The sequence below is a fragment of the Streptococcus sp. CF8_Ac1-9 genome (assembly GCF_024295565.1).
Lineage (GTDB): Bacteria > Bacillota > Bacilli > Lactobacillales > Streptococcaceae > Streptococcus > Streptococcus parasanguinis_X.
This window is the reverse complement of sequence record NZ_JANCOY010000003.1, coordinates 12,215-24,712: the sequence shown is the minus strand read 5'-3', so window position 1 is coordinate 24,712 and position 12,498 is coordinate 12,215. Positions and strand designations below refer to the sequence as shown.

Annotated in this window: 11 protein-coding genes; 1 reads left to right on the top strand and 10 read right to left on the bottom strand. The window is 42.3% G+C overall.

The window, feature by feature from the left end; genetic code table 11:
- Positions 1-31: 31 nt before the first annotated feature.
- Positions 32-886 (top strand): putative RNA methyltransferase, encoded by an 855-nt coding sequence (locus NML76_RS06020; RefSeq protein ID WP_118096004.1) that lies wholly within the window; start codon positions 32-34, stop codon positions 884-886.
- A 78-nt stretch (positions 887-964) separates the two neighbouring features.
- Here the strand turns inward: NML76_RS06020 and NML76_RS06015 are convergent, their stop codons facing one another.
- The 10 genes from NML76_RS06015 to NML76_RS05970 all read right to left on the bottom strand — a co-directional run bounded on the left by NML76_RS06015 (position 965) and on the right by NML76_RS05970 (position 12,469).
- Positions 965-1,528, bottom strand: a complete 564-nt coding sequence (locus tag NML76_RS06015; protein ID WP_014712763.1) for an NAD(P)H-dependent oxidoreductase — start codon at positions 1,526-1,528, stop codon at positions 965-967.
- Positions 1,528-2,121, bottom strand: a complete 594-nt coding sequence (locus NML76_RS06010; RefSeq protein ID WP_070594712.1) for a TetR/AcrR family transcriptional regulator — start codon at positions 2,119-2,121, stop codon at positions 1,528-1,530. The genes NML76_RS06015 and NML76_RS06010 overlap by 1 nt, the downstream gene beginning before the upstream one ends.
- Positions 2,122-2,317: 196 nt before the next feature.
- Complete coding sequence (locus tag NML76_RS06005; RefSeq protein WP_070594711.1) at positions 2,318-3,622, bottom strand: response regulator transcription factor; 1,305 nt, start codon at positions 3,620-3,622, stop codon at positions 2,318-2,320.
- 10 nt (positions 3,623-3,632) lie between these two features.
- Entirely contained in the window at positions 3,633-5,279 is a 1,647-nt protein-coding gene (locus NML76_RS06000; protein WP_254732984.1) for a sensor histidine kinase, read from the bottom strand.
- Positions 5,280-5,281: 2 nt separating this feature from the next.
- Complete coding sequence (locus NML76_RS05995; RefSeq protein ID WP_118096012.1) at positions 5,282-5,893, bottom strand: YesL family protein; 612 nt, start codon at positions 5,891-5,893, stop codon at positions 5,282-5,284.
- A gap of 169 nt (positions 5,894-6,062) precedes the next feature.
- Positions 6,063-7,544, bottom strand: a complete 1,482-nt coding sequence (locus NML76_RS05990) for an ABC transporter substrate-binding protein (protein ID WP_118096013.1) — start codon at positions 7,542-7,544, stop codon at positions 6,063-6,065.
- Positions 7,545-7,622: 78 nt separating this feature from the next.
- Complete coding sequence (locus tag NML76_RS05985; RefSeq protein WP_070587891.1) at positions 7,623-8,555, bottom strand: carbohydrate ABC transporter permease; 933 nt, start codon at positions 8,553-8,555, stop codon at positions 7,623-7,625.
- Between the two features lie 13 nt (positions 8,556-8,568).
- Positions 8,569-9,498, bottom strand: a complete 930-nt coding sequence (locus NML76_RS05980) for a sugar ABC transporter permease (RefSeq protein ID WP_118228506.1) — start codon at positions 9,496-9,498, stop codon at positions 8,569-8,571.
- A 227-nt stretch (positions 9,499-9,725) separates the two neighbouring features.
- Entirely contained in the window at positions 9,726-11,606 is a 1,881-nt protein-coding gene (locus NML76_RS05975; protein WP_049503822.1) for a beta-N-acetylhexosaminidase, read from the bottom strand.
- Positions 11,600-12,469 carry an ROK family protein gene (locus NML76_RS05970; RefSeq protein WP_195190115.1) on the bottom strand — a complete coding sequence of 290 codons (870 nt, stop codon included), beginning with the start codon at positions 12,467-12,469 and terminating at the stop codon, positions 11,600-11,602. Before NML76_RS05970 ends, NML76_RS05975 begins: the two co-directional genes overlap by 7 nt.
- Positions 12,470-12,498 lie beyond the last annotated feature (29 nt).

Genomic DNA, 12,498 nt, shown 5'->3' with positions numbered 1-12,498 from the left:
TATCTAGAGGCTCTTTTGTTACACTACTAATATGAATACACCGATTAAACCAAAATTACAACGATTTCAAACAGCCACTGCTTTTGCCTGTCCCATCTGTCAACTGGACCTAGAACTTGTGGAGACCAGTTTTAAATGTCCCAAGGGCCATTCTTTTGATTTGGCTAAATTTGGCTATGTCAACCTGGCTCCCCAGATCAAACAATCAAAGGACTATGACAAAGAAAATTTCCAGAATCGCCAGCTAATCCTAGAAGCAGGTTTTTATGAGCCGATTCTAACAGCGATCGGACAAAAAATTCCGACCAGTGATGCCAAGATTCTAGATACCGGTTGTGGAGAAGGCTATTACTCCCGAAAGCTACAAGAAGCTTATCCCGAAGCTACTTTCTATGCCTTTGATCTTTCAAAGGAATCTGTGCAACTAGCTGCCAAGAGTGACGCTAGCTGGAAGGTCAATTGGTTTGTAGGAGACTTGGCTCATTTACCCATTCAATCCAAGAGTATAGAGGTCATTTTGGACATCTTCTCCCCGGCTAATTACGCTGAATTTGAGCGTGTCTTAAAGGCTGAAGGGGTGATCATTAAAGTCGTCCCAACCTCTTCTCATCTGAAAGAAATTCGTCAGTTGGCCCAAGATCAATTGACCAAGCAATCCTACTCCAACCAGGAAATTTTGGAGCACTTTGAAGACCACTGCCAAATTCTCTCATCCGAAACAGTCAGCCTCACCAAGAGTTTAACTCCTGAAGAACGCCAAGCGCTCCTCGCTATGACCCCTCTTCTATTTCACGTTGACCAAGAAAAAATCGACTGGACCCAACTCACAGAAATCACCATTGAAGCTGAGCTTCTAGTTGGGAAAATCAAGATACAAAGGACTTAAAGTAAAAAGGCTGAGACGATTTGTCTCAGCCTTTTTACTCATCTTCTGCATGCTCTGTCATGACTTGTAAAGCACTTTTTAAATCCTTTTTGCTATTTGTGCGATTTTTTCGAGTTCTTCTTTCCGTTGACGATCACTCATATATTCCACTCGTGTAACTTGTGTCACTTTAACCGGTTTAATACCACAGGGTTTCAAGATTTGGGATTTTAGAACCTTTGCGTAGTCTTGAGAAAAAGGAAGAAAAATTTTTGGCGTATTATGCGTCGTAATGATCCATGCTTTTCCATCTAGTTGCCCCACCGGACCTCGAGGTCCATTCTGATAAGCAAAACCTGCAACAAAAACACGATCAATAAAACCTTTTAAAATAGCTGGCATTCCACTCCACCAAGTAGGGAAAATAAAAATCAACTGATCCGCCCAACTCAATAAATCTCTATACGGTTTCATGTCTTCATTATGCTGTAAATCTCTCCTTTTATGCCTTTCATCAAAACGTAAAACCGGATCAAAGTTTTCTTTATATAAGTCTACTATTTTAACCCTATGCTCTGGTGCTAAATGCTTTTGCACAGTTTGAAGGATTGATGCATTATAACTTGTTTCATTCGGATGTGAATAAATTATTAAAACATTCATCAGCTATCTCCTTTTATATAAATATCAAGCATCGTTCTGACGGTCTTTTGAACATCATTTTCTTTAAAGCTTTCTCCAACGGGACTCCTTACCAATAGAGCCAAACCAGCAATAAAACTCCAAAAATGGATCAAAATTTCTGCGTCACTACTAGAAAGATTTTCCTCATCTTTAAGTCTTAACGCTACCGACTTAAAATGTTCAAATCCTGGTAAAGAGGAGTTGACTGAAATAGTTTCATGGGATAACTCCATATAGTTATATGGGAATTTGATAAATAATGCTTCAAATAGATAGGTTTCCTCTTGGGCAAACCTTACAAAGTTACAGCCCATCAGAGTTAGTTGAGTTCTTGCATCTATGGAAGTATCAATCCCTTGTATCATATTTTTCAAAAAGAACATTGATAAGTGTTCCATAACCACTTGAATATATCTATCTTTACTTCCAAAATGCTTATAGGGAGCTCCATGAGTCACCCCACATTTTTGAGCTATTGTACGCATAGACATCCGGTCAATCCCGTTAGTTCTGATTTCTTCAATGCCGACCAAAATTAACTTTTCTTTCAGTTCTTCCGTATTCCGTTTCATTTGACCACCTTTCCTTATCAAAGTATACGCCGTCTACTTTTTGTAAAGTATACACTGTCTACTTATATTTGTCAAATAAAAAATACTCAAAACTTAGCTTCAGGGTCTCTGACCTTCTGTCACGTACTCACCTAAGGAAAGTTTCTAAGAAGACTTTATCTTCAATCAAAAGGCTGAGACAAATCGTCTCAGCCTTTTACTCATCTTCTGCATGCTCTGTCATGACTTGTAAGCGATAGGTTTTAGGCGATTTTCCACAGAGTTTACGGAAAACCTTATAAAAATAGCCTACATTACTGTAACCGACCTTATAGCAGATATCTTCAATACTGTCATTGGTCGATAAGAGGAGCTGCTGGGCGGCCTTAATCCGCTGTTTGTTGAGGAGTTCTGCGAACGTTGCGTTGGTTTCTCGTTTAATCAATTGGCCTAAATAGACTGGATTGATAAAGAGAGCCTGACTAATGTCCTTGAGTGACAGCTCTTTTTGGTAATCACGGCTAATCACTTGGAGGACACTCGCTACATTTTCGTTCATCCGATAGTGGGATAAGAAACGGGACAACTCTTCCTGGATGAAGCTAATCATCTCGCTAAAGGTAGCAGCTTCTTGGACTTTCTTGACCACATCGGCCAAATCATCTCCCTGCAGGTATTCAAACAAATGAAAGACATCCATCAAAAATTGGATAAAGAGTTGCTTGGTCAACGAAACCTTGGGTGTCTTCTCAAGGATCATTTTTTCCAACCAGTCCAGTTCTTCTAAGATCTGTTGGATATTTCCTTGCATGATCACCCGGTAGGCCGGCTCGTAGTAGTTAAAGACTTCCTCATCTTCATTGAGAGGGGTCGCTCCATAAAAGAGGCTCCGCTCCACTAGGTCCTTAAATTGACGAAAGTGCTCCTTATAAAGGGGCTCAAAGGCCTTCTCAATCATGGCTTCTTCTTCTTGATCTGAGATAAAGAGTTGAAGATTTTGCCCGAGAACTTGGTAAGACGAGCTGATAAAGCCTTTTTTCTCCTTAGCAACCCCAATCCACAGTGAATTTCGTCCTGCGATATACCGACAAAACTCTTCCTCAGAGATATCATCGTGAATCAAACGGTTGGCTAACTCTTGGCTTGGTTGCTGGATTTGGTGCTGAATTTTTTCTAAGATATTGCCCATTTCCACCTTATTGACCGGTTTGAGCAGGTAGTCTGCCACGCGCAAATTGAGGGCTGTCTTGACATATTCAAAATCCTGATAGCCTGACATAATGATAAAAGCAGCATCTGGAATCAAATCCTTCATCTCTGCAATCATCTGAAGTCCGGTCTTTCCAGGCATATTGACATCCGTGATCACCACATCCACTGGACGTTCTCGCACATAATCAAGGGCCTGGTCTGCATCTTCAGCAGTTGCGACCACTTCCATATTCCAGTGGTCAAAGGGGATTAATTTTTTTAACCCTTCTGTAATCATATACTCATCGTCTACTAATAAGACTTTGTACATTCTGTCTCCTTTATTCATCTTGAATGGTTATCGTATAGGTCACTCCATGGTAAGGTTGGGAGAAGACTTGGATATGGTAGCGATCTCCAAAATAGAGTAGCATGCGTTCATGAACATTGATAATTCCGATGGACTGCCGCCCACTCTTTTCTTCGATTTCTGAGCGTGGATTGCGATTGGCTAGTATCTCTTGAATGCTTTCTAGCTGTTCTTCTTCCATCCCGCGCCCATTATCAGTAACTAGAATCATGACTTGCCCTTCTCCTTGCAAGACTTTGACACTAATCACATTGTCCTTGCGTTTGTGATCCACTCCATGTGCAAAATAGTTCTCGACCAAAGGCTGGATGGTGAATTTTGGAATCTTCATTTTTTCCAAACCTGGATCGATCTTAAAGCCATAGGCGATCGATTTGGGATAACGTACCATGCAGAGGTAGCTGTATTTGCGACAAAATTCGAGCTCATTTTCAACCGTCGTCACTCGCTCATCTGAGATATTATTGCGCAAGAGACTACTAAACTCATAGATAATATCACCCAATTCATCCTGCTCTTGCATGACGGCATACATCCGGATAAATTCCAGTGTATTGTACATGAAATGGGGATTGATCTGGGCTTGTAGTGCCCGCATATTGGCATCCTTTTGGCTGAGCTGTAGCTGATAGATATCCCGAATATTCTTATCCATATTGTCCAACATGGTATTGATCATATTACCAATAACCAGCAGTTCTTGGTCCTTGGTCGAGGTATCAATCCGTCGTTCACTATCGCCTTGACTGATTAGATTCATGGTATCGACCAGATCAAGGACTTGGCGACGGTAATTTTTGAAAATTTGTCGCATTAATAAGTAAAGGATCAAGAAAATCAAGAAAGCAATGGAGAGAAAAGTGGTCAGGTTGGCTAGACCTTTCTTGACCAAATAACTTTCTGAAACAGCTACATCCACCTTGTAGCCATAGATCGTGCTACGAGTTTGCCATTTAATATCCTTTGATTGCCCCTTATCCCCTTCATGGTACATCTCTTTTCCAAAAGGGGTGAAGATCCGTACAGCGACCGGAAGATCGCCTCTGGCATTATCAATCGCTGCCGTCAAAATTTCCTGGTCCAGCGTCATATAAGCGATCCCAACTCCAGCACCCGTAGTCGGATCTGTCAAAGGAACCGGAATGGCTGTCGCAGGAGCCTTGTAATGGTCCGCTGAGACTTGCTTGCCCCCCTTCGATTGCCGGGTAGAGACAAATACCGTCTTGTAATCAGACAAGGTGACATCGATGCCCTCGATGTTTTTATTGCTCAAATAGAGGCTGTCAATATTCTTATGTAGGGACAATTGGATATAAGAAGGGAATTGGGCATTCAATCGCCAAGTCTCATACTCCGATGGTGACAAGGTAAAATAGCGATAAACTCCTTCTAATTTTGCAGGGTTTTCAACGAGGCTACGACCTTCTTGTGTGACCCGTTGATAAGAGGTCTCAAGATCCGTCACCACTTCGGTCAAGACCCGTTGGGCGATCCGGTCGGCTTCAGCTTGCTGGTTTTTCCAAGAGATCCCCGCGACAACCAGGCCCATAATGGTCAAAATGACCACCATGACATAGGCGTAGAATTTTAAAAGCGTACTTAACCAGATTTTTTTCATCGTTAGGATACCAATTTTTCGTGGATGTTTTGATAAACAGGGTCAAAGATATCATTGACAAAGAAATGCCATACACCGATCAAGACGAAAAAGAGAAGGGCTGGCATATAGTAGCTAATGACGCCAAGTAGCACGGTTCCAAGGATGAGCTTCAGAACCGGACGAATGTCCAGCAACATTCCGATCAAACTGAGCTTGATACTGTTGGCATAAGAGAGGTCAAAATACACTTGCAATTTCAAATAAACGGCATAAGCTAGAGGCGCAACCAAGAGGAAAACCAGATTAAACAAGAGAACCAAAATTTGGAAGAAATTCAAGTGAGGGATCTGGATCATGAGGTACATGCCATAGAGGAGAACCCCTTCAATGGCAAAGAAGGTATAAAAGACTTGATTAGCCGGGCGTAGATTTTCTTTGAAGAGTTCCCAAGCGCGTGACCAATGATAGTCCTTGTAGGTCATGCCATTTTCCGCATAGAGGCTCATGATAGTGGCACTAGCCGGTCCTACTCCTAGCAGAACACCCCCACAGATCGTCAAGACCCAAAAAATCCCTGTTACCAGCATAGCAACATAGACTCTCGTAAAAATGAACTCGATGATTTTTCCCATCATTCAGCCTCTTTTCCAATTAGTGATTCTATTATACCATAAAAATAAAACGCTTTCCCTTATTTGCATTGGTAAATTGAAATATTGATTTTCATTTACAGTTCTATTTTCATAAAGACATGAAAAGGCTCTGGAGATTCCTCCAAAGCCTTTTTCGAACTACCTGTTCTTATTTTTTAGAAGCAAGGAATTCGTCGTATTGTTTTTGCATTTCGTCAAGCACTTTTTGGTAAGCACCTTCTGATTTCAATTTTTCAAGCATCTTAGGAACTTCTACTTCAGGATCCACAGTACCAGTATTGATAGCACCTGCAAATTGGTTCAAAGTATTTGTAAGAGCAGTGATTTCTGATTTCACTTTATCTGTGTTAAAGATGAAGCCAAGTGCTGGAGATTCTTTTGCAGTTTCCAAATCTTTCTTAGATTGTGCAATTTGTTCATCAGTTACGTTTTCGTTGATGTAAAGAATCCAGTTGTTACCAGTGTTCCATCCAGACATGTGAGTGTTTCCGTTGTAGCCATCCAAGACTTTGACACGGTTTTCTTTGCCGGCAACTTTTTCCCAGTTCTTGCCTTCTGGTCCATAAACAAGTCCGTTCAAGAGTTCTGGGTTAGTGTTCAAGAGGTTCAACACTTCCATAGCTTTTTCTTTGTTCTTAGAGTTATTTGAGATAACAAAGTTAGCTACTTGAGTGGTGTTGTTCTTCTTGTAAAGTTCAGTAAATGGTTTGATGTCGATCTTACGGTTTGCTACACGAGAAAGCAAGCTATTGCCGTAGTCAGCTGGTCCTACTGTTTCTTCACGTACCAACCAAGTATCTTGAGAAAGGTCATATCCAGTATCGCTTGTAGCTACGTCTTTTGGAATGTATCCTGCTTCGTAGTATTTGTGAAGAGTCTTCAAGTTTTCTACATAACGAGGGATTGTGTAACGGTCAACGATCTTCGTAGTGTCACCTTTCAAGTCAACAACGAATGGAAGTCCATCAACAGCTACATAGTCGAAGTCATCTGAAGGTCCACCGTAGCTCTTGTTCATGGCAAATGGAACAACGTTTGGATCTTTTTCTTTAATGGCTTTCAAGACTGGTTCAAGAGAAGCATAGTCTTTGACGTTTGAGATGTCGATACCATATTTTTCAACAAGTGGTCCGTTGAAGGCAAAGTTTTGAGAAGATGCAACGTTGGCTGCTACTGGAACAGCATAGATCTTGCCATTTACAGTGTTCCCTTTGATGTATGCTGGGTCAAGTGCTTTGTAAAGGTCTTTCCCTTCTTTCTTGTACAATTCTGTCAAGTCAGCATAAGCACCTTTTTGAGCGTTGATAACGTAGTTATTAGCAAAGGCAATATCATAGTTTTCACCAGATGAGATGATAACGTTCATTTTTTGTGCGTAGTCACCCCAACCAAGATATTGGATATCCAATTTTGCGCCAACTTTCTTTTCAATGATCTTGTTGGCATTTTTAAGAAGAACATCCAAGTTATCTGGTTTGTCACCGATTTGGTACATCTTGATGATTGGTTTACCGTCTTCAGTTGTTGCTGATTTCTTGTTGTTACCTGTAAGGCTTCCACAAGCAGCAAGAGTAGCTCCAAGAGCAATGACACTAGCAGATGCTAACGCGTATTTTTTCCAATTTTTCATAAGAAAAATCTCCTTTATGTTATTTTCTTTTTAGACTAAGTTATGAGTTGAAAATCTTGTCGATTTTCACTTATTTTCCTATTCTTTCACACCACCGATGGTCAAGCCTTTTACAAAGTAGCGTTGGAAGAATGGATAGAGAATGGCGATTGGCACTGTTGCCACAACCACCATAGCCATACGTCCTGTTTCCCGTGGGATGGATTGTACAGCTCCTGCCAATTGGCCGGATACCCCGACATTTTTAGCGATGTAATCCATATTGTTTTGGATTTGCATCAAGAGGTATTGCAATGGGTAAAGGTTGTCACTCTTAATATAGAGAAGGGCGTTGAACCAGTCGTTCCAGAATCCTAAAGCGGTGAAGAGACTAATAGTCGCAATCCCTGGTAGAGAGAGTGGCAAGCAAATTTGGAAGAAAATCCGTGTTTCACTTGCTCCATCGATCCGAGCAGATTCAAGAATGGCTTCTGGAATGGTCCGTTTAAAGAAAGTCCGCATCAAAATGATATTGAATGGGCTAAGCAACATTGGGATGATCAAAGCCCCGATGGTATCACCCAATTGCAAGAGTTGAGTGGTAACAATATAGCCCGGTACCAACCCTGCACTAAAGAGCATACTAAGGAGTGAAAATACGGTAAAGAACTTGCGGTATTTAAAGGTACTCCGTGAGATCGCATAAGCATAGGTTGTTGTGATAAAGACATTACATGCTGTTCCCACAATGGTCACAAACAAGGTAATGAAGAGGGCTTGCAAGATTTTGTCTTTGAACTGTACCAAGAAAAGGTAACCATCAAATCCAAATTTTGCTGGCCAGAATTGGAATCCATGGACTGCCAAACTCTGTTCGTCTGTCAAAGAGATCATGACAACGAAGATGAAGGGAAGTACACAGGTCAATCCGACTAAGGTCAACAACAAGGTAAAGAAGAAGTTGCTCTTCTTACTGAAAGAATGGATCCCGACATTATCAATTTTTTCTTTTTGAATGGTTGATTTTTTCATACGATCCTCCTTTCTAGAAGAGAGCGGCATTCTTATCAATGCGACGGGCAATGATATTTGAGATTAAAACAAGAACCAAACCTACTACCGATTGGTAAAGACCGGCTGCTGCTGTCATCCCGATATCCCCTGACTTGGTCAAACCGTTGTAGACATAAACATCAATAACGTTGGTCACACTATAGAGCGCTCCAGCATTATGCGGGATTTGGTAGAAAAGACCGAAGTCTGCGCGGAAGATATTTCCGACTGCAAGAATGGTCAAGACTGTAATCAAGGAAGACAACTGAGGAATGGTGATGTTGCGAATGCGTTGCCACTTAGACGCACCATCCACGGTCGCTGCTTCATAGAAGGTTGGATCGATTCCCATGATGGTTGCATAATACATGACACTACTATAACCAAAGCCTTTCCAGATTCCTAAGAAAAGGAGAAGCGCTGGCCAAATCCACAATTCCGAATAGAAATTGATGGCCTTCATGCCAAATGAAGTTAAGATGTGGTTGACCAATCCTTTGTCCACGTTAAGGAAGGCATCGGTGAAGAAGCTGATGATAACCCATGATAGGAAGTATGGGAAGAGCATGGAGGTTTGAAGCACCTTGACCACTCTTTTTGATCTCAACTCACTAAAGATGATGGCGATCCCAACGGAAACAATCAATCCTAAGAAGATAAATCCTAAGTTGTACAAGACCGTATTTCTTGTAATAATGTAGGCATCTTTGGAACTAAAGAGGAACTTGAAGTTGTCAAAGCCAACCCATTTACTCTTCATGACACTGTCGATGAAGCCCTCTCCTGTAATATGATAGTCCTTAAATGCTACGATATTCCCAAAAACCGGAATATAGAAGAATAAGATTAACCACGCTGCACCAGGTAAGACCATTAAAAGAAAAATGAAATTTTCTCTCAGAGTCCTTACAAACTTTTTCATTTAACTCCCCCCTTTGAGCCTTGAGCGTGTTTATTTGCTTTGGTAGCGTTTACATCACCTATTATAAGATAGCCCATTTATATTTTCAAACTCCTAATTATAGAAAAAATTCTACAAATTTATGACATAGCTTTAAAAAAGGAGTAGAAAAGGGTGTTCGTAAAGACAGCTCCTCTTCTACTCCTATCGACCGCGGATGAGATTTCTGTCATCCGACTTGGCATTTTTTACGTTGTATAAATGGTTGAGGCAGTCGCAATAGTATGCCACTGGTTAGCCGTTGTGGCTGCGAAGTCCTGATCCCCGTAGAAATCGTTGAATGGCAAGATCTCTACTTCTAGTTCATTGATACGAGAGATTTCGCCTGCTAGGTAGTTTTCAATCCGACTTTCTGCTCGCTTGATGCGCTGCAAGAGTCCACCCATACGAATGTCTACGGTATCCAAGCCAAAGACCTTGTTTTCTTTCAACCATTGGTGGCTAAAGAGGTCATGGAAGTGTTCAATCTGGCTTCTGAGTTTTGGCAATTCTTCCTGAGCGATTTGTTGCAAGCTCTCTTTATCACCTGCTTGATAGGCCTCACGGATGCGTCGTCCTACATCGACCTTGCTACTTAAAATAGCATTCAACTGTGACTGAGTTTCAAAGAGATAAGCGTAGACGCCCGCTTTTTCTTTAATGTCAGAAAGAGTCTCAGCTGCCCTGGCAAAGTGTGGCTTGTCCTGTTCAGGTGTCATGTGCTTGTCAAGAATTGGGCAGAGAACATCCTGATAAAAAACATAACGGTTAGGATTGATCCCACTGAGATTGTCTGGTAGGTCTGGCAAGAGATTGGCCAGATCCAACTGCATGAAGTCCTCAACCGATAAGCCTGTATTGGTCTTGAAGTGAGCTGACAGACGCTCTAAATCATTGCGGTAGCTGAGTTCCGCCCAGATTTGTAAGCTCGGCAGAATAGAGAACTGGGCTGTTTCCCCACCATTGTCTCCCCAGCCCGTCACAATGACTTCCTTTATCTGGTTGGCACGGCAGGCTTTATTGGCTTCTACTGCAATGAGACGGCTGAAATGGTTGTGTGGTGTAAAACCAATCCACTTCCAAGCCCCACCTGCAAAGGCGATATCCTGGCTAATCTTGTGGTGATTACGGAAGTTTCGGTTGTATTTTTCCTCGCTATCCTGATAATAATCCCAGTAAACCAAGGTGACACGGTCTTTGAGACGATCTAGATAAACGCGCGTTTCCTCTGGAATTTCGACATCACGATCGTACTGACCATCTGCTGACATAAGCTTGAAGAACATATCGCTCCACATCTGGCAGTGGAAACCATACTTGTCTGCAATATCCAGCACGCGCTCCAAGTGTTGGCACATGAGGAGACTCCGATCCACCACACCGTTCAAGATAAGGTAGCGTCCCAAACCAACCAGGTGAGCTTCGTCCATCCCGATATTGACCTTGCGAGTTTGTAGTTTAGACAACGTCGCAAACATACCGTCAATCAGGTCGTAGACTTTTTCTTCACCAATGAGGAGAATGTCTTCTACATCGCGGAGTTGCTGCACTTCTTTAACCCCCCATTTGACAAAGGCTGATAAGTGAGCCAAGGTTTGGATGCAGGGGACAAAAGTCATGTCAAACTGTTGGGCGTAGCTTTCGATTTCCTGTAACTCTTCAGCAGCATAAGCTCCACGGAAATAGCCAAAGTAAGGTTGCCCCTCGATTTGATAGGTGTCTTCCATGTAAAGCTCAAAGGTTGAGTAGCCCATGAGAGCTAGAACTTCGATCATCTGCTTGGCTGATGCGACATTGATCACGGCATTGCGCGAACAGTCCGCCATATAGGCTAAATCTTCATAGGCCGCCTGCTCTTCAATCTCTACCTTGTCCCCTTCTGCTAAAGCTGTTGCTAGCACAGATAAAGCACGGTAGAGTTGATGAGGTTTACGGTAGGTCAGTTGATACTGCCCCTTCTCACCCTTGATAGAGATAGAAGCTTGGTCAGACTGAGCGACTGCCACTTCTACATCTGGTAGAGAAATGTGATTTTTTAATACTTCGATAGATTGGGCTTGTTTGGGACTAAGTCCTGTAAAAGTTACCATTGGTTTTCCTCCTGTAACCAGTTCACAAGGGCACCGTAGAGATTGGCATCTGCCTGATAGGTGCAAGCTTGAATCACTGGAGCAATTGTATATTCTTCATAAGTTTCGACAAAAGCATCTACTGCTTTTTGCACCCCTTTGATAAAATCAGGGTTCTGACTGATAGAGCCACCCAGACTAATCACATCTGGATCAATCAAGTACTGGATATTGAGCAATCCTTGAGCAAGATTACGATTCATGCGCTCAATAGCTTCTTGGCAAAGGGCATTGCCTGCTGCCGCCTCTTGGTACACCTTGCGGCCATTCCAGTCAGACTGACCAGATTTTTCAATCACATAGCGAACCATGTTTCCTGTAGAAGCGAGTTGTGACCAGTTATTGAGCTTTGCTGCAGGTTCGATGGTTGTCATGTAGCCAAACTCACCGCCCAAGCCATGACGACCACGGTGAAGCTTGCCATTGATAATCATAGCCCCACCGATTCCTGTACCAATCACAACACAGGCTGCATTTTCAATCTCAGGATGAGCTAAGAGTTCACTCAGCCCAACGCAGTTGGCATCATTTTCTAGATGGACAGGGAGCTTATGATGAGAAAGAGCCTCATACCATGAAAAACCATGGATGTAAGGAATGGCGCTGATCCCCTCAATCACCCCTGTTTCTTGATGAACGGCTCCTGGCACACTCATGGCAATCCCACGGTAGTCACGTTCTGACAAGCGTTGATCCAACCAAGCCAACAACTCTTCTAGAGTTTCTGGAGTTGGGGTGCTGGTCTTATCTAAAATCTTTCCATCAGGAGTTAGACTAGCAAACTTAATGCCAGTCCCTCCGATATCAATTGTTGCAATGGTCATTGCTTTCACCTGCAAAAAGGAGCGAATCT

Excerpts from the sequence above, each read along its gene's own strand:
- NML76_RS05985 (WP_070587891.1), bottom strand. The coding sequence starts at position 8,555 with ATGAAAAAATCAACCATTCAAAAAGAAAAAATTGATAATGTCGGGATC.
- NML76_RS06000 (WP_254732984.1), bottom strand. The coding sequence starts at position 5,279 with ATGAAAAAAATCTGGTTAAGTACGCTTTTAAAATTCTACGCCTATGTC.
- NML76_RS06005 (WP_070594711.1), bottom strand. The coding sequence starts at position 3,622 with ATGTACAAAGTCTTATTAGTAGACGATGAGTATATGATTACAGAAGGG.
- NML76_RS05980 (WP_118228506.1), bottom strand. The coding sequence starts at position 9,498 with ATGAAAAAGTTTGTAAGGACTCTGAGAGAAAATTTCATTTTTCTTTTA.
- NML76_RS06015 (WP_014712763.1), bottom strand. The coding sequence starts at position 1,528 with ATGAATGTTTTAATAATTTATTCACATCCGAATGAAACAAGTTATAAT.
- NML76_RS06020 (WP_118096004.1), top strand. The coding sequence starts at position 32 with ATGAATACACCGATTAAACCAAAATTACAACGATTTCAAACAGCCACT.
- NML76_RS05995 (WP_118096012.1), bottom strand. The coding sequence starts at position 5,893 with ATGGGAAAAATCATCGAGTTCATTTTTACGAGAGTCTATGTTGCTATG.
- NML76_RS05970 (WP_195190115.1), bottom strand. The coding sequence starts at position 12,469 with ATGACCATTGCAACAATTGATATCGGAGGGACTGGCATTAAGTTTGCT.
- NML76_RS06010 (WP_070594712.1), bottom strand. The coding sequence starts at position 2,121 with ATGAAACGGAATACGGAAGAACTGAAAGAAAAGTTAATTTTGGTCGGC.
- NML76_RS05975 (WP_049503822.1), bottom strand. The coding sequence starts at position 11,606 with ATGGTAACTTTTACAGGACTTAGTCCCAAACAAGCCCAATCTATCGAA.
- NML76_RS05990 (WP_118096013.1), bottom strand. The coding sequence starts at position 7,544 with ATGAAAAATTGGAAAAAATACGCGTTAGCATCTGCTAGTGTCATTGCT.